22 protein-coding genes are annotated in these 22175 nt (G+C 63.7%); 13 read left to right on the forward strand and 9 right to left on the reverse strand.

Translation table 11 applies throughout. From position 1 onward, the window contains the following. Window positions 1-100: 100 nt before the first annotated feature. Entirely contained in the window at window positions 101-2083 is a 1983-nt protein-coding gene (acs, locus tag D7S89_RS05505; protein ID WP_121276441.1) for an acetate--CoA ligase, read from the reverse strand. 357 nt (window positions 2084-2440) lie between these two features. Between acs and D7S89_RS05510 the strand changes: the two genes are divergently transcribed. From D7S89_RS05510 to D7S89_RS05545, 8 genes are all read left to right on the forward strand, one after another. After that, window positions 2441-3343, forward strand: coding sequence for a DMT family transporter (locus D7S89_RS05510; RefSeq protein ID WP_121276443.1), 903 nt, complete (start codon window positions 2441-2443; stop codon window positions 3341-3343). A 171-nt stretch (window positions 3344-3514) separates the two neighbouring features. Continuing rightward, complete coding sequence (locus D7S89_RS05515) at window positions 3515-5050, forward strand: fumarate hydratase (protein ID WP_121276445.1); 1536 nt, start codon at window positions 3515-3517, stop codon at window positions 5048-5050. A gap of 206 nt (window positions 5051-5256) precedes the next feature. Beyond that, entirely contained in the window at window positions 5257-5733 is a 477-nt protein-coding gene (gene bfr, locus D7S89_RS05520; RefSeq protein ID WP_121276447.1) for a bacterioferritin, read from the forward strand. Beyond that, window positions 5730-6584 carry a glutamate racemase gene (gene murI, locus D7S89_RS05525; RefSeq protein WP_245982718.1) on the forward strand — a complete coding sequence of 285 codons (855 nt, stop codon included), beginning with the start codon at window positions 5730-5732 and terminating at the stop codon, window positions 6582-6584. The genes bfr and murI overlap by 4 nt, the downstream gene beginning before the upstream one ends. A gap of 144 nt (window positions 6585-6728) precedes the next feature. Continuing rightward, window positions 6729-6974, forward strand: coding sequence for a (2Fe-2S)-binding protein (locus tag D7S89_RS05530; RefSeq protein ID WP_121276449.1), 246 nt, complete (start codon window positions 6729-6731; stop codon window positions 6972-6974). A gap of 242 nt (window positions 6975-7216) precedes the next feature. After that, the gene (locus D7S89_RS05535; RefSeq protein ID WP_121276451.1) at window positions 7217-7969 is read left to right on the forward strand and encodes an energy transducer TonB; all 753 of its coding nucleotides are present in this window, start codon (window positions 7217-7219) and stop codon (window positions 7967-7969) included. A 32-nt stretch (window positions 7970-8001) separates the two neighbouring features. Next, window positions 8002-8733, forward strand: a complete 732-nt coding sequence (locus tag D7S89_RS05540) for a MotA/TolQ/ExbB proton channel family protein (RefSeq protein WP_121276453.1) — start codon at window positions 8002-8004, stop codon at window positions 8731-8733. Window positions 8734-8748: 15 nt separating this feature from the next. Then, a complete protein-coding gene (locus tag D7S89_RS05545) occupies window positions 8749-9168 on the forward strand; it encodes an ExbD/TolR family protein (protein WP_121276455.1) in 420 nt (139 codons plus the stop codon). A 349-nt stretch (window positions 9169-9517) separates the two neighbouring features. Here D7S89_RS05545 and D7S89_RS05550 read toward each other — a convergent pair whose 3' ends face one another. Further along, on the reverse strand, window positions 9518-10513 hold the full coding sequence (locus D7S89_RS05550) for a LysR family transcriptional regulator (RefSeq protein ID WP_121276457.1): 996 nt from the start codon (window positions 10511-10513) through the stop codon (window positions 9518-9520). Window positions 10514-10635: 122 nt separating this feature from the next. Between D7S89_RS05550 and D7S89_RS05555 the strand changes: the two genes are divergently transcribed. From D7S89_RS05555 to hemP, 4 genes are all read left to right on the forward strand, one after another. Next, a complete protein-coding gene (locus tag D7S89_RS05555) occupies window positions 10636-11508 on the forward strand; it encodes a pirin family protein (RefSeq protein WP_121276459.1) in 873 nt (290 codons plus the stop codon). A gap of 130 nt (window positions 11509-11638) precedes the next feature. Next, on the forward strand, window positions 11639-12061 hold the full coding sequence (locus D7S89_RS05560; RefSeq protein ID WP_121277312.1) for an OsmC family protein: 423 nt from the start codon (window positions 11639-11641) through the stop codon (window positions 12059-12061). A gap of 30 nt (window positions 12062-12091) precedes the next feature. Further along, window positions 12092-12574 (forward strand): SRPBCC family protein, encoded by a 483-nt coding sequence (locus D7S89_RS05565; protein WP_121276461.1) that lies wholly within the window; start codon window positions 12092-12094, stop codon window positions 12572-12574. Between the two features lie 219 nt (window positions 12575-12793). Next, entirely contained in the window at window positions 12794-13057 is a 264-nt protein-coding gene (hemP, locus tag D7S89_RS05570) for a hemin uptake protein HemP (RefSeq protein WP_121276463.1), read from the forward strand. A 206-nt stretch (window positions 13058-13263) separates the two neighbouring features. On the opposite strand, the gene D7S89_RS05575 is transcribed toward hemP, so the two are convergent. From D7S89_RS05575 to uvrB, 6 genes are all read right to left on the reverse strand, one after another. Continuing rightward, a complete protein-coding gene (locus D7S89_RS05575; RefSeq protein WP_281273093.1) occupies window positions 13264-13671 on the reverse strand; it encodes a GlcG/HbpS family heme-binding protein in 408 nt (135 codons plus the stop codon). Window positions 13672-13715: 44 nt separating this feature from the next. Further along, the gene (locus D7S89_RS05580) at window positions 13716-15128 is read right to left on the reverse strand and encodes a 4Fe-4S binding protein (RefSeq protein ID WP_121276467.1); all 1413 of its coding nucleotides are present in this window, start codon (window positions 15126-15128) and stop codon (window positions 13716-13718) included. Continuing rightward, complete coding sequence (locus D7S89_RS05585; RefSeq protein ID WP_121276469.1) at window positions 15125-15967, reverse strand: FTR1 family iron permease; 843 nt, start codon at window positions 15965-15967, stop codon at window positions 15125-15127. The genes D7S89_RS05580 and D7S89_RS05585 overlap by 4 nt, the downstream gene beginning before the upstream one ends. A gap of 59 nt (window positions 15968-16026) precedes the next feature. Next, window positions 16027-16356, reverse strand: a complete 330-nt coding sequence (locus D7S89_RS05590) for a cupredoxin domain-containing protein (RefSeq protein ID WP_121276471.1) — start codon at window positions 16354-16356, stop codon at window positions 16027-16029. A gap of 53 nt (window positions 16357-16409) precedes the next feature. Continuing rightward, window positions 16410-16958: an iron transporter gene (locus tag D7S89_RS05595; RefSeq protein ID WP_121276473.1), complete on the reverse strand. Its 549-nt coding sequence runs from the start codon at window positions 16956-16958 to the stop codon at window positions 16410-16412. A gap of 223 nt (window positions 16959-17181) precedes the next feature. Next, on the reverse strand, window positions 17182-19272 hold the full coding sequence (uvrB, locus tag D7S89_RS05600) for an excinuclease ABC subunit UvrB (protein WP_121276475.1): 2091 nt from the start codon (window positions 19270-19272) through the stop codon (window positions 17182-17184). 317 nt (window positions 19273-19589) lie between these two features. On the opposite strand from uvrB, the gene D7S89_RS05605 reads away from it, so the two are divergent. Continuing rightward, window positions 19590-20789: an amino acid aminotransferase gene (locus D7S89_RS05605; RefSeq protein WP_121276477.1), complete on the forward strand. Its 1200-nt coding sequence runs from the start codon at window positions 19590-19592 to the stop codon at window positions 20787-20789. A gap of 134 nt (window positions 20790-20923) precedes the next feature. Here D7S89_RS05605 and D7S89_RS05610 read toward each other — a convergent pair whose 3' ends face one another. Then, the gene (locus D7S89_RS05610) at window positions 20924-22168 is read right to left on the reverse strand and encodes a DUF3734 domain-containing protein (protein WP_121276479.1); all 1245 of its coding nucleotides are present in this window, start codon (window positions 22166-22168) and stop codon (window positions 20924-20926) included. Window positions 22169-22175 lie beyond the last annotated feature (7 nt).

Consider the following 22175-nt stretch of genomic DNA (forward strand, 5'->3'; position numbering starts at 1 on the left):
AAAGGCGCGGCACGGGCAATCGAGATTGTCCGTGCCGCGCCTTCATGGCGTCACAGCCCGCCGTTCGGCGGCGGCGACCAGCGAGCCGCCGCGCGTTACCTCAGCGCGCTTGCGCGAGCTGCTCGAGGATCGCCGGATTTTCGAGCGTCGAGACATCCTGCGTAATGGCCTCGCCCTTCGCGAGCGAGCGCAACAGACGTCGCATGATCTTGCCCGAACGGGTCTTGGGCAGGTTCTCGCCGAAGCGGATGTCCTTGGGCTTCGCGATCGGCCCGATCTCCTTGGCCACCCATGCACGCAGTTCGCTCGCGAGCTTGACGGCCTCCTCGCCCTCGGGGCACGGCCGCTTGAGCACGACGAATGCGACGACGGCCTCGCCCGTCGTCTCGTCGGGCCGGCCCACCACTGCCGCCTCGGCCACGATCGGATTCGCCACGAGTGCCGATTCGATTTCCATCGTGCCGAGCCGGTGTCCCGACACGTTGAGCACGTCGTCGATGCGGCCCATGATCGTGAAGTAGCCCGTCTCCTTGTCGCGCACCGAACCGTCACCCGCGAGGTAGAGCTTGCCGCCGAGCTCGGCCGGGAAGTAGCTCTTCTTGAAGCGCTCAGGGTCGCCCCAGATCGTGCGCAGCATGCCGGGCCACGGCCGCTTGATGACGAGAATACCGCCTTGTCCGTTCGGCACGTCCTGCCCCGTCTCGTCGACGATGGCGGCCTGGATGCCGGGTACCGGCAGCGTGCACGAACCCGGCACGAGCGGCGTGGCACCGGGCATCGGCGAAATCATGTGCCCCCCCGTCTCGGTCTGCCACCAGGTATCGACGATGGGGCAACGCGACCCGCCGACGTTCTCGTAGTACCACACCCATGCCTGCGGATTGATCGGCTCGCCGACCGTGCCGAGGATGCGCAGGCTCGACAGGTCGTAAGACTTCGGATGAACCTTCTGGTCGGCTTCGGCGATCTTGATCAGCGAGCGGATGGCCGTCGGCGCCGTATAGAAGATGCTGACCTTGTGCTTCTCGATCGTGCTCCAGAACCGGCCGCCGTCAGGATAGGTCGGCACGCCTTCGAACATGACTTGCGTCGCGCCGAGCGCGAGCGGCCCATACGTGATGTACGTGTGGCCCGTCACCCAGCCGATGTCGGCCGTGCACCAGAAGATGTCGGACGGCTTCCAGTCGAAGGTCCATTTCATCGTCTGCGCGGCCCACAGCAGATAGCCGCCCGTGCTGTGCTGCACGCCCTTGGGCTTGCCCGTCGAGCCCGACGTGTACAGCACGAACAGCGGATGCTCGGCACCGACCCATTCGGGTTCGCAGCGGTCGCTCTCGTTCTGGGCGAGTTCGTCCATCCACGCATCGCGTTCGGGGTGCCACTCGATGTCGCCGCCCGTGCGTCGATAAACGATCACGCTCTTGACGCCTTCGCAGCCGCCCATCGCGAGCGCTTCGTCGGCGATGCGCTTGAGCGGCAACGCCTTGCCACCGCGCATCTGTTCGTCGGCCGTCACGAGCGCAACGGCGCCCACGTCGACGAGCCGCTCATTGAGCGACTTCGACGAAAATCCGCCGAACACGACCGAGTGCGGTGCGCCGATGCGCGCGCAAGCCTGCATGGCCACGACGCCTTCGATCGACATCGGCATGTAGATCACGACGCGATCGCCCTTCTTCACGCCGCGGCGCTTGAGCGCGTTCGCGAAGCGGCTCACGCGTTGCAGCAGGTCCTGATAGGTGACGTGCGTGACGGTGCCGTCGTCGGCTTCGAAAATGATGGCCGTGCGATCGCCGCGCCCCGCTTCGACGTGGCGATCGAGGCTGTTGTACGACGCGTTGAGTTCGCCGTCTTCGAACCATGTGTAGAACGGCGCATTCGATTCGTCGAGCACTTTCGTGAACGGCTTGTGCCAGCTCAACGTTTCGCGCGCGAGCTTGGCCCAAAAGCCGTCGTAATCACGCTCGGCTTCAGCCGCGAGCGCGTGGTAGGCGTCCATTCCTGAAATTACCGCACCGGCAACCGTCTCCGCGGACGGGGAAAATACACGGCTCTCTTGCAGAACCGACTCAATCGCAGACATCGACTACTCCCTATCGAGGAAAGTGAAACTGAAACGAGAATCCAGCGCCGGCTTCAGGCTGTCCACGGCGCCTTGTGGGCGCACGGCAAAGCGATGGCTCGCTCGAGCGGCGGCGCAGCATGACAGAGCGGCGCGCACGGGCGGACGCGCACGCGTAAAGGCGTCGCGATTCCCGCAGACTTCGTTGCACATTAAGCAGCGCAACTTACCGGGCACTTACAGCGCGTGTCTCCAAAACCCGTGCTTGCTCATTACTTTTTCTCGCACGGATATCGCGCAGGCCGCGTGGGGCTTTTCTTTGCGGGGCTGCGAACGCACCCCTACAATGCTATCCGAACTTTTCCCACGGATGACAGATTGAATCGATACGCGCTGTTTCTCATCAGTTCCATGCTGCTCGTGGGCAGCAACGTCGGCATCGGCAAATCGATCGTCTCGTTCGTTCCCGTCCCCGTCTTCGCCTTGCTGCGCTTCGTGATCGCGATGGCCGTTCTATGGCCTCTGCTGCGCGTGAGCAAGATGCGGCGCGTCAAGCGCGGCGAATGGATCAACCTCTTCCTGCAAGCGCTGTTCGGCACGTTCGGCTTCACGCTGCTGATGCTGGGCGGCGTCGCGCGCACGAGCGCCGTGGCGGCCGGCGTCATCACGAGCACGATCCCGGCCATCGTCGCGCTGTTCGCCTGGCTCTTTCTCCGCGAACGGCCCAACGTGCGCGCGCTGATCGCGATCGCGCTAGCCATCGCCGGCATCGTCGTCGTCAATCTGTCGCGCACCGATGCGCAAGTGCCCAGCGCCCAAGCCGCCAGCTCGTTCACCGGCAATCTGATGGTGCTCGGCGCCGTGTGCTGCGAGTCGCTATACGTGATTCTGTCGCGACGCCTCACGCAAACGCTGGCGCCGATCGACATCTGCGCCTACACGCATCTGTTCGGCTTGCTGCTCATGCTGCCGCTCGGCGCACAGGCACTCGCGAGCTTCGACTACGCGCGCGTGCCAGCAGGCATCTGGCCGCTGGTGCTGTGGTATGGACTGTCGGCCAGCATCTTCTCTTTCTGGCTGTGGATGAAGGGCATCCGTCACGTGCACGGAAGCCTGGCCGGCGTCTTCAGCGCGGTACTGCCGGTTGCCGCAGCCGCCTACGGCATCGTGGTCCTCGGCGAGCGCCCCACCATCGCGCACGGCATCGCGCTCGCCTGCGTCGTCACGGGCATCGCGCTCGCGAGCCTGAACCGCAAGCGCGTGCCGTCGATCGCCTCCTGAGCCATCGCGCCCACGGCCGCCGCCCGCGTTCAGGGCCGCGCGGCCGCCCCGGTTCGCGCCGGCACGCGCAGCCGGTACACCCTGCCGCAGCGCGGTACAATAGCGCGTTTTTTTGCGCTTTTTTGCGGCCCCTTTTTCGGTTTCGCCGCCCGTCCCCACAGCATCCAAGCCATGACAGTCATCAAACAGGAAGACCTGATCCAGAGCATCGCCGACGCGCTGCAATACATCAGCTACTACCATCCGCTCGACTACATTCAGGCCCTCGGTCGCGCGTATGAACTCGAACAGAGCCCGGCCGCGAAAGACGCGATCGCGCAAATCCTCACGAACAGCCGCATGTGCGCCGAAGGCCGCCGGCCCATCTGCCAGGACACGGGCATCGTCACGGTGTTCGTGAAGGTCGGCATGGACGTGCGCTGGGCCAGCGAGAACGGCCCCGCCACGCTGGGCGTGACCGACATGATCAACGAGGGCGTGCGTCGCGGCTATCTGAACCCCGACAACGTGCTGCGCGCGTCGATCGTGAACCCGCCCGAAGGCGCCCGCAAGAACACGAAGGACAACACGCCCGCCGTCATCCACTACGAGATCGTGCCCGGCGACAAGGTCGACGTGCAGGTCGCGGCCAAGGGCGGCGGCTCGGAGAACAAGTCGAAGTTCGCGATGCTGAACCCGTCGGACTCGATCGTCGACTGGATTCTCAAGACGGTGCCGACGATGGGCGCCGGCTGGTGCCCGCCCGGCATGCTCGGCATCGGCATCGGCGGCACGGCCGAAAAGGCGATGGTGATGGCGAAGGAATCGTTGATGGATCCCATCGACATCCAGGACATCATCGCGCGCGGTCCGCGCGACTGGGTCGAGGAGCTGCGTGTCGAGTTGTACGAGAAGGTCAATGCGCTCGGGATCGGCGCGCAAGGTCTCGGCGGCCTCGCGACGGTGCTCGACGTGAAGATCATGTCGGCCCCGACGCATGCGGCCTCCAAGCCGATCGCGATCATCCCGAACTGCGCGGCCACGCGCCACGCGCACTTCACGCTCGACGGTTCCGGCGTGGCGCAGCTCGAAGCGCCCCCGCTGGACGCCTGGCCGAAGGTGCAATGGGTTGCGAACACCGAAACGAGCAAGCGGGTCGATCTGAACACGCTGACGCCCGAAGAGGTCGCCAGCTGGAAGCCCGGCCAGACGCTGCTGCTGTCGGGCAAGATGCTGACGGGCCGCGATGCGGCGCACAAGCGCATCGCCGACATGCTCGCGAAGGGCGAGCCCCTGCCCGTCGACTTCAAGAATCGTGCGATCTATTACGTCGGCCCCGTCGATCCGGTGCGCGACGAAGTGGTCGGCCCGGCAGGCCCGACGACGGCCACGCGCATGGACAAGTTCACCGAGATGATGCTCGCGCAAACGGGCCTCGTCACGATGATCGGCAAGGCCGAGCGCGGCCCGGTGGCGATCGAGGCGATCCAGAAGCACAAGGCGGCCTACCTGATGGCCGTCGGCGGCGCAGCCTACCTCGTGTCGAAGGCGATCCGCGGCGCGAAGGTCCTCGCATTCGAAGATCTGGGCATGGAAGCGATCTACGAATTCGACGTCGCCGACATGCCGGTGACCGTGGCCGTCGACTCGACGGGCACGTCGGTCCACCAGACGGGGCCGAAGGAATGGCAGGCGAAGATCGGCAAGCTGCCGGTCGTGCCGGCCTGACGCACGCCGCGCACCGCGTGTAGCGACAGCCGGGCCCCGTGGGTCCGGCTTTTTATTTATTTGTCAGGCAGCCGGCCGCATGACGGATACGCCCCCATGCGCACCGCTGCCCACCAGTGCCATTAGCCGAAAGGCCACGCGCCTTGGCTTTTGCCAGACCAGCGTTTATCTTTACGCTTCATAGGCTTTACCAAGAAGGAACAACTATGCAAGGCGACAAGAAAGTCATCGAGTACCTGAACGCCCAGTTGAAGAACGAGCTGACCGCGATCAACCAATACTTCCTGCACGCGCGGATGTACAAGCACTGGGGGCTCGAGAAGCTCGGCAAGCATGAGTACGACGAATCGATCGGCGAAATGAAGCACGCCGACATGCTGATCGAGCGCGTCTTCATGCTCGACGGCCTGCCGAACCTGCAAGACCTGCACAAGCTGCTGATCGGCGAAGAGACGAAAGAAATTCTCGAGTGCGACCTGAAGCTCGAGCAAGTGTCCCAGGCAACCTGCAAGGACGCGATCGCCTACTGCGAATCGGTGCGCGATTTCGTCTCGCGCGGCATTTTCCAGACGATTCTCGACGACACCGAAGAACACATCGACTGGCTCGAAACGCAGCTCGATCTCATCGACAAGGTCGGGATCCAGAACTACCAGCAATCGGCGATGGGCTCGCCCGAGTGACTACGCGTAACGTGAGCGCGCCGGTCGGCATCTTCGATTCCGGCCTCGGCGGGCTGTCGGTACTGCGCGCGATTCGGGCGCATCTGCCCGAAGAAGCGCTGCTGTACGTCGCCGATTCGCTGCATGCGCCCTATGGAGCCCGCGACAACGGCTTCATTACCGAGCGCACGCTCGCGATCGGCGAGTGGCTGATCTCGCAAGGCGCCAAAGCGCTCGTCGTGGCCTGCAATACCGCGACGGCCGAATCGATCGCGCTCGCGCGCGAGCACCTCGCGATTCCCATCATCGGCGTCGAGCCCGGCATCAAGCCGGCAGCAGCGCTCTCCCGAACGCGCGTCGCCGGCGTGATGGCCACGCAAGTGACGCTCAATAGCGAGCGTTTTCGCACGCTCATCGAACGACACGCGGACGGCTGCCGGTTCATCTGCCAACCTGGCTACGGCCTCGTCGAAGCCGTCGAACGCTGCGACGTCAGCTCGGAGCAGGTGCGAACCCTGCTCGCGGGCTACCTGCAGCCGATGCTCGAAGCCAGCGCCGATACGCTCGTACTCGGCTGCACGCACTACCCCTTTCTGGACGCGGCGATTCGCGAAATCGTCGGCGACCGGCTGACGCTCGTCGATACGAGCATCGCGATCGCCCGGCAGCTCGAGCGCGTGCTCGATGCGAACGGCCTGCGAGCGCACGCCGGCACGCGCCCGCCGTCGCCCAGGCTCTGCTCGACCAACGACGGCGCGCATATGCAGCAACTCGCCTCGTCGCTACTCGGGCTTCACGTTGCCGCCGAGCAAGCAGTGATTCCGTTGCGCCAATCGTCCGCGCAACGCACGCCCCACTCCCACGCGGCCTGACCAGTCCGCCTGTCCCGCCGCTCTCGGCGGAACCGACCCTATTCGCCACAGCCCATCTGTTACAAAAAATCCGACGGCGCGCTTGCCAAGCCAGCGAAACGTAATGATAATAGTTCGCATTAACGTTTGCTGTTGCATTTAGCCATGATCGTCTGCGTATGCAAATCCGTCTCCGATCGAACGATCCGAGCCTCCATCGCCGAAGGTGTCGACACCTTCGACGAACTGCAATTTGAACTCGGCGTCGCCACCTGCTGCGGCAAGTGTGAGGAATCGGTGCGCGACGTCATGGCGCAAAGCGGCATTTGCGAAAGCCGGTGCGGGGTCGGGCAGCATCATGTCCACACTCATCCGGTGCCGGTGATGTTCTACGAACGCAAGGCCGCTTGAGCCCCGCGTCAACAAGCGCCCGCTTTTCTGTCTTCCGGCTTTACCGTTTCACCTTCCCCGTCGTCTGCACGCCAGTCTCGCCATAGCCAGCAGCCGCTCGTCTTCCTTGCTCACAGGAGTCCGAGATGGAATTGCTCATCGGTTTTGTGTCGACGCTGTGTATCTCGCTACTGATCTTCCGCCCTTGAAGCCGCTTTGTTTCGTCCGCGCGATGCGCGGTGCGGGCGCCCGTTCGCACTGATATGCCATTTTCGAATCACACGGCAGCCGCCAGCGCACCCCTTTCGTCCTTCGCGCCGCACTCGCGTGTCGCCTCGGCCGTTGCGCTCGTCGCGCTGGCCCATGCGGCGCTGCTCGCGATCGTCGTGCTCGCGAAGCAAGAAGCCGTCTCGCGCCCCATCGAATCGCCGGTCATGACGGCGCAGTTGCTGAGTCCCGCGCCGGTTGCGGCAACGCCGGCCGCCTTGGTTTCGGCCGCGCAGCCCGCACCGCCTGTCCAACGCCCGAGCGTCAAGAAGCATGAAATGCCGCGCCCCGCGCGCGTGATCGAGACGCCGTCGTCGAAACCTGCGCCGGCCGCCTCGCCTGCTCCCGCCGAACCGCCTTCGAGCCAGCCGTCACAAACGGCGACCACGGCCGCGCCCGCCCCGGCAGCGCAGGCACCGGCAGCGCAGGCACCGGCACCGAGCCAGCGCGAAACGCTCGCAATCAGTGCCCCGCGCAACGTGCCGCACGTCGAGTGCAACGTCGTCAAGCCCGACTATCCGGCGCTCTCACGTCGGCGCGGCGAGAGCGGCACGGCCGGTGTGCGCTTCGTGATCGGGCTCACGGGCGCGATCGAAAACGTCGAACTCGCCAGGAGCAGCGGCTATACGCGGCTCGACGACGCCGCTGTCGCCGCCATGCGCGCCAGCACGTGCCGTCCGTACATCGAAAACGGCGTCGCGGTTCGAGCCGCCTACACGCAACCGTTCGCGTTCGCGCTCGACGATTGACCGATACACACGCAGAAGAAGAGGAAAAAGCAATGCAGAACTATGGTTTGGGACATGTTTGGCAACAGGGCGACTTCGTCACGCGCGCCATCGCCGTCGCACTGATCGCCATGTCGGTCGTCTCGTGGACGGTCATCGTGCTCAAGAGCTGGAACGCCGTGCGTCTTGGCCGGCTCGCGAAGAACGCCGAGCGCGCGTTCTGGCATTCGGACGACTTTACCGCCGGCGTCGCCAACCTGACGCAAGCCTCCCCCGTGCCGCGCGACAACCCGTTCCTGGCGCTGGCCCTCTCGGGCCAGGAGGCATCCGAACACCACCAGCGCACGCGGCCGCACCTGCACGACCGGCTCGACATCTCCGACTGGATCACGCGCTGCCTCAAGGACACGATGGACGACGGCATCGCGCGCATGCAAAGCGGCCTCGCGGTGCTCGCCTCGATCGGCGGCACGGCGCCCTTCGTCGGTCTGTTCGGCACGGTATGGGGTATCCAGCATGCGCTGATCGTGATCGGCACGACCGGCCAAGCCTCGATCGACCGCATCGCCGGCCCGATCGGCGAAGCCCTGGTGATGACGGCGCTGGGCCTCGTCGTCGCCGTGCCCGCCGTGCTGGGCTACAACGCGCTGACGCGCTCGAACAAGGCCGTCGTCGTAGGCTTGCGCCGCTTCGCGCACGGCCTGCATGCGTACTTCGTGACGGGCGCGCAGCTCGCCTCGGCCGGAAACGGCAGCGACCTGCGCCTCGTCGCGCGTACGCGATAAGCACAGGGGCGACATATGGCAGCGCAATTGTTCGACGAAGAAGACGACGAAATGTTGATGAACGAGATCAACATGACTCCGCTCATCGACGTGATGTTGGTACTCCTGATCGTTTTCCTGATCGCCCTGCCCGCTGTGCAGCATGCGATCAAGATCGACTTGCCCGAGACCAGCAGTGTCAAACAGGATATCAAGCCGACCCAGGTGAACGTGGCCGTGCAGGCCGACGGCACGGTGCTGTGGAATGGCGAAGCGGTGAGCGACGACGGTTTGCGAGCGCGTCTCGCGCAAGCTGCGCGCACCACGCCGCAGCCCGAGTTGCATTTGGCCGCAGACCGCAAAGTGTCGTACGAGCATGTAGCCGATGTGATGGCCGCCGCGCAGGCCGGCGGTTTGACGAAAATCGGCTTCGTCACGATCCCTAAGGATCACTGACGATTTCATCGGCACGGCTTCTCAGGCACGCGCACAAAGTAAAAGACCCTCATCCGGCGATGAGGGTCTTTTTTCATGCGCACTCGGCGCCTTCGGGCGGCGGGCTCCGTTGCCACGCGGCGTGGTCTGAGTCACCGCATGCGACATGCCGTGGTCATCACGGACAGCGCTTTCAGCCCTATCAGGCTTGCTAAGTAAGCAGCCATCTGGTTTCGCACCGGATACCTCCGCTGCGAAGGGGATTTCAATATATGCCTGGTCGCGGATGCGATCAAGGGGCCCGCCATTGAAACTACTGATCGTCGATGCGGCTTAAGTGACAAAAGCGATGCACATGCAGTGTTCTCGCTCACGCGACCTCGATCTTGCGCACAGCAGCCGACGCCGATTGCGCCGCCAATACCTGTTCGCGCATCGGACACTCCGTCGGCACATGCTTATCCTCGCCGAGCATTTCGACGAGATAGTCGACGAATGCCCGTACGGCTGGCACCATCCCCTGCCGGGAAATGAATACGGCGAACAGTTGCGGCGTCGGCAGCGTCCAGCCGGGCATGACGGGCGAGAGCTGCCCAGTCCGCAGCGCAGGGCCGTACAGCATCTCGGGTAACGCAGCGATCCCTACGCCGGCCAGCACGGCCTCTCGAATCGTCCACAGATCGCCTGTGACGACACGCGGATCGTGTTCGTGCGTATAGCGAAGGCCATCGGGCGCAGTCAGATGAAATATGTGTCGGCCGTCGGCACTCGGCGTATCGATCGTCTCGAAACGGCCGAGATCGGCCGCCGTGACTGGCGGCGCGTGCTGGCTCAGCAAGCTCGGCGCGCCCACGAGCATCTGCTGCGTGCGCCACAGCGGTCGCACCACGATGTTGGCATTACTGGGCGGTTCCGACCGCACACGCAGCGCGACGTCGACCGAATCTTCGAACAGATCGACGACGCGGTTCGTCACACGGATCGAGACGCGCACTTCGGGATAGCGCAACAGAAACTCGGGCAGGATGTTGGAGAGCGTCGTCTGCGACACCGTCACCGGCACGCTCACACGCACCGTCCCGCGCGGCGACGCCCGCAACTCCTGCACCGCGTTCATTGCGGCTTGCGCTTCGGCCAACATCGCCCGGCAGTGTCGATAGAACGTTTCGCCGGCTTCGGTCAGCGCGAGCTTGCGCGTCGATCGCTGCAGCAGACGCACGCCGACAGCCGTCTCGAGCTCCGCCACGCGGCGCGACAGACGCGACTTCGAAATACCGAGCACCCGTTCGGCGGCCGAAAAGCCGCCATGTTCGACGACCTGTGCGAAGTACATCAGATCGTTCAAGTTGTGCGAGTCGACTTGCATGTCATCGTTCCATCTATAGGACAGTCCATTGCTCGGAGGACGGCTAGAAGCGCGTGGACCGCTCCATATAATAGTCCTCACATTTCGAACGCTACGCCAAGCGTCTTTCCGAGGCCCATTCCATGTCCCCCATTCGCACGATCCAGCACATCATCCCTGCTGTGCGCACGATCGAAGGCGGCGGATTCGTCGTCCATCGTCCATTCCCGACGCGCATGTTAATGGACTTCGATCCCTTTTTGCTGCTTGATGAGATGGGGCCTGTCGATTACGCACCCGGTGAAGCCAAAGGCGCGCCCGATCATCCGCATCGCGGTTTCGAAACGGTCACGTATATGCTCGAGGGCCGCTTCGGCCATCGCGATTCGGCCGGCCACGCAGGCGTGCTACGTCCCGGCGACGTGCAATGGATGACGGCGGGTGCAGGCGTCGTACACAGCGAAATGCCCGACCCGGCCTTCATTCGCAAAGGCGGCCGCGTGCATGGTCTGCAACTGTGGGTCAACCTGCCGCAGCGCGAGAAGATGATTGCGCCGCGCTATCAGGAGATCCCCTCCGAGCAGATTCCGACGGCCACGAGCGCGGACGGCAAGGTGCATGTGAAAGTCATCGCCGGTGAGGCACTCGGCGTCAAGGCGCGTATCGAAACGCGCACGCCGATCCTCTACCAGCACTTCACGTTGCAGCCCGGTGCGTCGATCGCGCATCCGGTGCCACGCGACTACCGCGTGTTCGCCTACCCGCTGGCCGGCAAGGGGCTTTACGGCCCGACGCGGCAAGCGCTCGACGCACAGCGCATGATCGTCTTCGCCGAAGACGGCGAGGCGGTCGCGCTCGCAGCCGACGACGAGCCGCTCGACGTGCTGCTGATCGGCGGCGTGCCGCTCAACGAGCCGATCGTGCGTCACGGCCCGTTCGTGATGAATACGGAAGACGAAATCCGGCAAGCGATCCTCGACTACCAGGCCGGACGCATGGGGCAAATCGCGCACTGAATGCCGGCTGGGGCGCCGGCAGACAAATTGCGTCACAATAGTCGCTCGTGCCGCCCACGGGATGCGCGATGCCTGGCTTGACAGCCCGGTATCGCACACCGGGCGCGCGCTTTTCACCTGGAGCTTAAGCATGAGCGAACGCATCGTCACCGCAAAGACCTGCCCAGCCAACTATCAAGTGCAGTTCGATGACGGCACCCACATGTGGCATGCCGACGAACCCGCCTCCGTAGGTGGCGGCGACCGCGCGCCGACGCCCGTCTCGCTATTGCTTTCAGGTCTGGGCGCATGCACGTCGATCACATTGAAAATGTACGCGCAACGCAAAGGCTGGCCGCTCGAGGATGTGCATGTCACGTTGTCCCTCGAAACGAGTCCGCAAGGCACGACGATCGACCGCAAGATCGTGTTGCTTGGCGCGCTGTCCGACGAGCAGCGCGAGCGGCTCTTGCAGATCGCCAACGCATGCCCCGTGCACAAGATCCTCACGGGCCCGATCGACATCAAGACCGGGCTCGCGGCCGTGCCGCCGGCAACGCAGGACGCAGCCTGAGCTGAGGCGCATCAAGACGAAGGAAGCCCCTTGAATTTCGAACATCTGATCCAGGTCAACGATCCGCTGAACCCGCTCGTCGAGTCCATCACACGCCAACAGTTGTGGGAAGGGCTCGTGTTGCGCGCCGAACAGCCGCAGCTGTTCGTGATCGGGCTCGACAGCTGCACTATCCTGTCGAGAACCGATCTGACGCTCGAACGCGAACTCCATTACGGCGCGGCCACGGTGCGCGACCGCGTGACGCTCACGCCGAATGAAAGCGTGCGCTACGACATCCTCGCGACCGAAGCGCACGTCGGCGGCTCGCTGACGATGACGATCGAGCAGCCCGACGCACTGCAACTGTTCCTGCGCTTCGAATACAACACGACGCTACCCGCTGCCGATACCGAAGATGCGCGGCAGACAAACGAGATCGTCAAATCGGCCTACCGCGAGGCGGACATCGATACCGTGCGCCTGATCCGCAAATACGTACGGGATTCGAGCGGATCGGGCGCCGTGCACTAAAGCGCTTGGCGCTCAGTGCTGCCGTTGGACTGACTTCGATTGGATCGCGAGCGGCCCGCGCCGCCGCTCGCGCAACCCTTATTTCTCGCAGTACCCGCTCGTCCCCTTCATGTGGTCTCCTATCGGTGCCATATCTCGATGAATTTGTTTTTTACAAATAATAATGATTCTCATTTATACTTCATTTCATCGAATCAGACACCATTAGTCACGACACGAATGACTGAGCCCACACGCCCTTCTACGCTGACCCTGCGAGGCACTATGAATGCCGCAACGCGTAACCGTTCAAGAGAGATACTTCACGCCTCCGCTGTCGAACAACCCGCGAAAGCAAACAACATGGAAGGCCAGCATCCGAGCCAGCGCATCGTCCGCAGCGACACCCTGCTGCAAGGACGCAGCCACGTGCTGATTGCGCACAATGGCGAGACTTACCAGCTTCGCGCCACCCGCCTGGGCAAGCTGATCCTGACGAAGTAAGTACCGAGTATTGTGGGGACCACCTCCTTGAGAGGTGTTTGGCAGTAGCCAGCAGTGACGGTATGCACGCGAGTCTAGACCCCTTCGTGCACCCTCTTAGCAGCCGTCCTAGCCAGCCATGCCGCTTTTTTTTGTCCCAGCGCGTCATCGGGTTCCGTGTCCCGATGCACGACACAGAAGGCATGCTCCTTCAATTCACCCTGCAATCAATCGACATCCAGCGCCGCGATACCCGCATGGGCAATGGCGACATCTTGATCCGCTCTCGCCCCCGAAACGCCGAATGCACCGACAACGTCCCCGTTGACGATGATCGGCATCCCACCTTCCACCATTCCCGACAGCGGCATACTCAAGAACGACGTGAGGTTCTTGACGATTTCTTCGTAAGCTTTGCTTTCGCGCCGTCCCGTGGCCGACAGGCGCCCTTTGCTGATGGCCAACTCGACCGTCGTGGGCGCGGCATTGTCGAGACGATGCAGATACAGCAGATGGCCACCATCGTCGAAGATCGTAATGGTGACTGCCCAGCCATTGGCGGTGGCGAGCGCCTCGGCGGCGCCAGCCATCTTCTTGACGTCGTCGCTCGTCAAAACAGACTTCGTTCTCGTGATCTCTTTTCTCAATTGCGTCGATCTGGCGACGGCGCGCAGGCCCCTCAGCGCGCAAAGCCCCAGAACATGAGCCACCAGGCGCTGTCGGCTACAGCAAGGGCCGTAACGAAACACGTCATTGCGCTCACACGCCAGATCACACGCTTGCCGTAGCGGCCCGTTACGCGCCAAGCGAGCCACGCACTCCAGACATTGGCGATCGCGAGCACGCCGACGCGAACATCGGCCGCCCAGCCGAGCGGCACGTGCTCGGCACGCAACAGCGAGAGCGTCGTAGCCGACAGGCCCAGGAACACGCCGGCGCCGGCTAGCGGAATCAGCGCTTGCGTCAAATGATGCAGGCGAGCGCGATCGAAACGGCCGAGCAACCGTGTAGCCAATGCCATCAAAGCGAGTAGCGCCGTACCGTACACGGCCGCGGTCGCGAGGATGTAGACGATGACGAGCGAGCCGTCGAGCCACGAGAAAACGTCGTTCTGCTCGGGATAGTGCGTGAAGACGAACCACGGCGCATTCGTGTCGAGCGGCCACGTGATGTCGCGATCGATGAGCCAGGTCGCCAGCCATTGCTTGGCCTGCACGAACCAGGGGCTGACGGTCCAATGAAACGCGCCGACGGCGATGCCAAGCAGCCCGTAGAGAATCAGCGCGGTATCCCAGCCGTTGGCGGCGTCCTTGCCGAGCTCGACGACTTCACGCAACGGCGAACGCGACGATAGCGTGATGGCATCACGATGGCCGCTGCAGCGTCCGCACATATGGCAAGCGGCCGCCCCCTTCATATTGCGCAACGGCACGAGCGGCGCGCAGTTGATCGGAATCACGCGATGACCATGCTCACCCTGCGTGTACGAGCGGCGCCATGCCGCTTCGTCGACTTTGTAGTGCACGGGGGCCAGCCGTGCCAGCAGCCCGAATACGCCGTTGACGGGACACAGGTAGCGGCACCAGACGCGCTTTTCGCGGCCGTACAGCAAGCCGATGATCATCGCGGCAAACGTCGAGCCGCCCAGCACGAGCAGCACGGCGCGCGGATATTGATAGACGCTGACCATCTGACCGTAGATCGTCGTCAGGCCGAACGCCACGAATGGCCAGCCGCCCCAGCGCATCCAGCGCGGAATCGCGCGCCCGCGACCATATTTGCTCGCGAACTCGGCCAGCGCGCCTTCAGGACACAGCACGCCGCACCAGACACGCCCGAGCAACACCATCGACAGCAGCACGAACGGCCACCAGATGCCCCAGAACACGAACTGCGCGGCAAGCGTGAGATTGGTCCACAGATGCGCCGTCTCGTCGGGCAGCGGCATACAGGCGGGAACGATGATCAAGAAGGCGTAGACGGCGACGACGCCCCATTGCACGGCACGAATGACCGCGCCGTTGCGTTGCATCCAGGCCCCTGCTTGGGCGAGCCGTCCACCCCTCGCCGCTACCCCGACCGACGTGCTCATGCCGCCGTGCCCGTTTGCACGGCCGGCACACGGCTCGCACGGCGCGCGAGCCACAGGACGACAACCCAGTACAGCGCATAGGCGACGAGGTTCGTCGCGACCGGGTGCGCCCGATAGCCGGTCAGCGCGGCGACCAGCGACCCCACCGTGCTCGAATCGTCGAGCCATGCCGACGTATCCCACAGCGGTGCGCTTGCGACCGGAAGGATCTCCTTATCGATGAGCTTGTCGACGCCTGTCTGCAACAGGCCTGCGCCGAGCAGCAGCAGCATGACTTCGGTCACGCGGAAGAAGTGGCGCCACGAGAAGTACTTGCCGCCCAGCTGCAGCACGTAGAAGGTCAACAGCGCCAGGCCGAGCCCGAGCAGGACCGCGAGCACTTGCCCACCGGCCACGTGGCCGGATTGCCCGAAGCCCAGACCGTACAGGAAGATGACGGTTTCGCTCCCCTCGCGCGCAATCGCGAGCGCAACGAGGATCGCGACACCCATCCCGTTGCCCTTGCGGGTGCTCTCCTGCAACGATCGCTCCATGTCGCGCTTGAGCGTGCGGCCGTGACGTTTCATCCACAGGACCATCTGCACGATCAGCACGCAGGCGATCAACACCATGCCCATCTGGAAGTAATCGGCCGCGTCGCCCGAGAGCGCTTCGCTGAAGCCGACGAGCGCCGCGCCGAGCGCGATCGCAGCAAGCAAGCCCACGCCGACGCCGGCCCACAGATAGGGCAAACCACGCCGCGCGTCCGCATCGCCATTCTTGAGCCACGCGTGCAGAATGCCGACGACAAGCAGCGCCTCGACGCTTTCCCGCCAGACGACGAACAGTACCTGGCCCATTGCCACTTTCTCCAGATGCGCGGCGCACTCGACGCTTGCCGCCGCGCGTAAAAACCGCGCTATTTCGCGACGATCACGCCCTGCGCCGATTGATGAAAATCGTCGAAGAACTTGTATTCGCCGGGAGACAAAGGCGCGATAACGACAAACGAGTCGGCGCCGGGCGCCAACACCTTTTCCTTGCGCAACTGGACGCTTTCGAACTCGACCGCGCCCTTGCCCGTGTTGCGGATCTCGATCTTGATGCGCTGGCCCGCCTGCACCTCGATGCGCGCCGGGTTGAGCTTGCCGTCGGCCATTTCGAGCTTGTACGTCGGCAAGTCAGCTGCGTGCGCGGCGGTGCCAAGCAACGCGGCAGCCAGCCACACGATCATGCGATGTGCTTTCATGTACGGGTTCCTTCGCTCAATGAGTCATCGAACATCGACATGCGATCGGGGGCTCAGTAGCCGCCCTTCTTGCCGATGCCCGCGAACGCGAAGTCGTACTCGAGCGTAATGGGCTTGAACCACGGACCGACGCCCGTTTCCTTGTCGATGTGGCGGCCGAACGCCATGTGACCCGACTGCATCGGCGCTTCGACAACGAGCTTCATGTGGTACTTGCCGGGCCCGAACAGCTTGACGTTGTCGCCGTAGTGCGGACCGTCGCTCGCGACCATCGGCATCAAGTCGCCCTTGACCGTCTGCTTGCCGCCGACCTTCGTGACTTCGTAGCGCACTTGCAGGTAGGGCATCCAGTCGCCTTCGGCGAAGCCCGTCGGGTTGTTCTTGACGGCGTGGATATCGGCTTCGAGGTGAACGTCGGATTCCGACGCCTTGCGCATCATTCCTTCAGGATCCATCGTGATCGGCTGCAAATAGACTGCGCCGATCTCCATGCCACCCTGCACCTGGGGTTTGCCGATGGGGTATTCGGCAGCCGTCGCCGCCACCGCCAAACTTGCCGCCGCTGCGGCCAGCACGCCGCGCACCCAGAACGAACGCTGCATGGAAACTCCTTGTTTTGCGTCTTTTTTAAATGGAACGGCGGTGGGACGAACCGCCCGCACCGCCGATAAGCGTCTGCCAATCGCTCGCCCCTGCGTCTGCGTCAAGATCAAAAACACAAACGCTAATGCGAACGATTATCAATTGAGCATAAGTCTAGCACCGATCCGACGTCTGAACAAATGGGCATGAAAGCTGGCGCCGCGGGACGGCCCGGTCCAGGGATCAATCCGCGTCGGCGACGGAATCGCCGACATTCGCGCCGAACACGCGTCGGCGCAACAACGCAAGCTGGTCGCGCGTCTGCGCGGCCTTCTCGAACTCGAGATTCTTCGCGTGCTCCATCATTTGCTTCTCGAGCCGCTTGATCTCCTTGGCGATCTGCTTCTCCGACATGTCCTCGAACTTCGCGCGCTGCTGCATTTCCTTCAGCTCCGCACGCGCTTCGTCGGCGTTGTAGACACCGTCGATGATGTCCTTGATGCGCTTGACGACGCCGCGCGGCGTGATGCCCATGCGCTCGTTGTGGGCCATCTGCTTCGTGCGCCGCCGCTCGGCCTCGTCCATCGCGCGACGCATCGAATCGGTGATGCGGTCAGCGTACAGAATCGCGCGGCCGTTGACGTTACGCGCGGCCCGCCCGATCGTCTGGATCAGCGAACGTTCGGAGCGCAGGAAGCCCTCCTTGTCCGCATCGAGGATCGCCACGAGCGACACCTCGGGAATGTCGAGCCCCTCGCGCAGCAAGTTGATGCCGACGACCACGTCGAACGTGCCGAGACGCAAATCGCGGATGATTTCGACGCGCTCGACCGTATCGATGTCACTGTGCAGATAGCGCACCTTCACGCCGTGATCGCTCAGGAATTCCGTCAGCTGCTCGGCCATGCGCTTGGTCAGCACGGTCACGAGCACACGCTCGTTCACGGCGACGCGCGCGTTGATTTCGGAGAGCACGTCGTCGACCTGCGTATGCGCCGGACGCACTTCCACGTCCGGGTCGACGAGCCCCGTCGGCCGCACCACCTGCTCGACGACCTGCCCTGTGGTCTTTTGCTCGTAATCGGCCGGCGTAGCCGAAACGAAGATCGCCTGGCGCATCTTGCGCTCGAACTCCGGGAACTTGAGCGGCCGGTTATCGAGCGCCGACGGCAGCCGGAACCCGTAATTGACGAGGTTTTCCTTGCGTGAACGGTCGCCGTTGTACATGGCGTTCAATTGACCGATCAGCACGTGCGACTCGTCGAGCAGCATCAGCGCATCGGGCGGCAGATAGTCGACGAGCGTCGGCGGCGGTTCGCCGGGCGCCGCCCCCGAAAAGTGCCGCGAGTAGTTCTCGATGCCCTTGCAGAAGCCGAGCTCCTGCAACATCTCGAGATCGAAGCGCGTGCGCTGCTCGAGGCGCTGCGCCTCGACGAGCTTGCCCTCGCTATAGAAGAACTCCAGCCGCTCGCGCAGCTCCGCCTTGATCGTCTCGACCGCGCGCATGACCGTCTCGCGCGGGGTCACGTAGTGCGACGACGGATAGACGGTAAAGCGCGGAATCTTCTGCCGCACGCGGCCCGTGAGCGGATCGAACAGTTGCAGCGAATCGATTTCGTCGTCGAACAGCTCGATGCGCACCGCCATCTCGGCGTGTTCGGCCGGGAAGATGTCGATCGTATCGCCGCGCACGCGGAACGCCCCGCGCTGGAAATCGGCTTCGTTGCGGTTGTACTGCATCGCGATGAGCCGCGCGATGATGTCGCGTTGGCCGATCTTGTCGCCCGTGCGCAGCGTCAGAATCATCTGATGGTATTCGCTCGGGTTACCGATACCGTAGATCGCCGACACCGTCGCCACGATCACCACGTCGCGCCGCTCCATCAGGCTCTTGGTCGCCGACAGACGCATCTGCTCGATGTGCTCGTTGATCGACGAGTCCTTTTCGATGAACAGGTCGCGCTGCGGCACGTACGCTTCGGGCTGGTAATAGTCGTAGTACGAAACGAAGTACTCGACGGCGTTGCGCGGGAAAAACTCGCGGAACTCCGCATACAGCTGGGCCGCAAGGGTCTTGTTCGGCGCGAACACGATAGCCGGGCGGCCGAGCCGCGCGATCATGTTGGCCATCGTGTAGGTCTTGCCCGAGCCCGTTACGCCGAGGAGCGTCTGGAACGACAGGCCGTCCTCGATGCCTTCGACGAGTTGACGGATCGCCTCCGGCTGGTCGCCGGCAGGCGGAAAAGGCTGATACAGATGGAACGGAGAGCCGTCGAATTCGACGAACTTGGACTCGTCGAGCGCCTCGGCGGCGTGGGGTAACGTTTCGGACATGAGGAAGGACATCCTTCGCCGAGGAAAAACGCCATTTTAACGTTTCGCGCCGCGGCAAGCAGGCAGGTGCCCCGCTCGTGCTGACGCTTGCTCTTGCGCACGCATGGGTGTTTGTGGTGTTTGTGCCGCAAAAGCGCACGGTCGTCCGCATCCGGCCCCCATCGCATCGGCAAAAACGGCGCAACCGTGATGGCCGGATTCGCTACAATCACGTATTCCGTGTCCACCGCCGCCGCACTCGCCCTTGGCCGAATGGCTGCGAATGAGCGGCACGGCTGCACCGAGCCAGTTTGTTTCTCACTACGCCGATACACATCATGTCCCTGTTCTCCGCTGTCGAACTCGCTCCCCGCGACCCGATCCTTGGCCTGAACGAAGCGTTCAACGCCGATTCGCGCCCGACCAAAGTCAATCTGGGCGTCGGCGTCTACACCAACGAAGAAGGCAAGATCCCGCTGCTGCGCGCCGTGCGCGACGCGGAAAAAGCGCGTATCGAAGCGGCGCTGCCGCGCGGCTATCTGCCGATCGAAGGTATCGCGGCTTATGACGCGGCCGTGCAGAAACTGCTGCTCGGCGACGATTCGCCGCTGATCGCCGCGGGCCGCGTCGTGACGGCGCAAGCACTGGGCGGCACCGGCGCGCTGAAGATCGGCGCCGATTTCCTCAAGCGCCTGAACCCGAGCGCGAAAGTGGCAATCAGCGATCCGAGCTGGGAAAACCACCGCGCGCTATTCGAAGGCGCGGGCTTCGAGGTCGTCGCGTACCCGTACTACGACGCCGCGACGCACGGCGTGAATTTCGACGGCATGCTCGCCGCCCTGAACAGCTACGCGGCCGGCACGGTCGTCGTGCTCCATGCGTGCTGCCACAACCCGACGGGCGTGGACCTCGACGAAGCGCAATGGAAGCAGATCGTCGAAGTCGTCAAGGCACGCCAGCTCGTGCCGTTCCTCGACATCGCCTACCAAGGCTTCGGCGACGGCATCGACGCCGACGCAGCTGCTGTGCGCCTGTTCGCCGCAGCCGAACTCAACGTATTCGTGTCGTCGTCGTTCTCGAAGTCGTTCTCGCTGTACGGCGAGCGCGTGGGTGCGCTGTCGATCATCACCGACAGCAAGGACGAAACCGCGCGCGTACTGTCGCAGCTCAAGCGCGTGATCCGCACGAACTACTCGAACCCGCCGACGCATGGCGGCTCAGTCGTCGCAGCCGTGCTCGGCACGCCGGCCCTGCGCGCCACGTGGGAACAAGAGCTGGGCGAAATGCGCGATCGCATTCGCGCGATGCGCAACGGCCTCGTCGAACGCCTGAAGGCAGCCGGCGTCGATCGCGATTTCAGCTTCGTGAACGCACAGCGCGGCATGTTCTCGTACTCGGGCCTGACGGCCGCACAAGTGGATCGTCTGCGCGAAGAGTTCGGCATCTACGCCGTCGGCACGGGCCGCATCTGCGTGGCCGCGCTGAACCTGCGCAACCTCGACGTCGTGGCGAACGCGATCGCTCACGTGTTGAAGTAATTGCACTTGCTTGCGACCTGCCGCTCGGCTTCGCCGTCGGCAGTGCGAATGAAACAAAACGGCACGCTTTGGCGTGCCGTTTTGTTTTTACCTCGTCGTGTTGCTTGGCGGTTACTGGTTACTGCTCTGCCCCGCTAGCGCAAGTCGCGGTATATGTCGTGCGTGACGAAGCCCGCGTCGTTATCGGGCATGTCGAGCCAGCTGGGCTGCGCCAGGCTGAGGCGGATGTCGTTCAGCCCGCTTTGCCAATGCACGCGCATCGTCGAGACACCGAATTGGTAGTCCTTGTAATTGCCCTCGAACTCCTTGTCCCGGTAGACCAGCTGGAAGATGTTGTAGCGATGCGATGACGCGAGTTCCTCCGCGAGCTTGCACCATGGGTCGTCGCGATGCTCGGGCGCGACGCGCGCAAGCACCTCGCGCAGCACGTGCCGGAAACGTTGCGAGTGCTGCATCATGTCCGTCACGAAACGGGTGCGGCTCGAGTATTGGATATCTTTGACGCGGCTTTGCACGTCGGGGATGGTGTTCGGCACCGCGCCGCGCGCGCTCCATAAATCCACCTGGAATGCGAGCGTGTCACGCCGAGGCGTGGATTGGATGACTTCCGAGAGCGGCGTGTTCGACATGAGCCCGCCGTCCCAGTAGAACTCGCCGTCGATCTCCGTGGCGGGAAATCCCGGCGGCAGAGAACCCGATGCAATGAAGTGCTCGGGACGCAGCCGGGTGTGCGAATTGTCGAAGTACGCGAAATTGCCGGTGCCGACGTTGACCGCCGCAATCGACACGCGCGTTTCGCCCGAATTGATTCGATCGAAATCGCAGAGGCGCTCGAGCGTCGCTTTCAATGGCGTCGTGTCGTACCAGCTCGCGGTTTGCGGTGTCCCGACCACAAACGGCAGCGGCGGCGGCACGCGCGGGACGAAGAAACCCTTTTGGCCGTCGACGAGCGCACTGAACGCCTGCATGGCCGTAAACGCGGAGCGTATCGGTTCCGTCGAATCGAACAACGCATGTTCGACGACAGGCAGCAACGGTATCCCATAGGCCGGCTGGCAGATCGTTTCCCAGAACTCGCGCAGTTTGGCTACGCGGTCTTGCGGTGCATTGCCGGCGATGATTGCGGTATTCAGGGCTCCGATCGAAATACCGGCCATCCAGTTCGGCTCGATACCGGCCTCGTGGAGCCCTTCGTAGACACCTGCCTGATACGCGCCGAGGGCGCCGCCGCCCTGCAGTACGAGCGCAATCGTCTCGTAAGGCGGTAGAACAGCGGGCGCGACGGCGGGCGCCGCAGCCCGCCGTCGCGCATGTGGACGCACCTCGCTTTCGTCGAGCGGCGTCTTGGCGCTGGCAGGCGTACCGTTGCGCGGTGCCATCGTCGGC

The organism is Trinickia fusca (assembly GCF_003628145.1).
Classification (GTDB): domain Bacteria; phylum Pseudomonadota; class Gammaproteobacteria; order Burkholderiales; family Burkholderiaceae; genus Trinickia; species Trinickia fusca.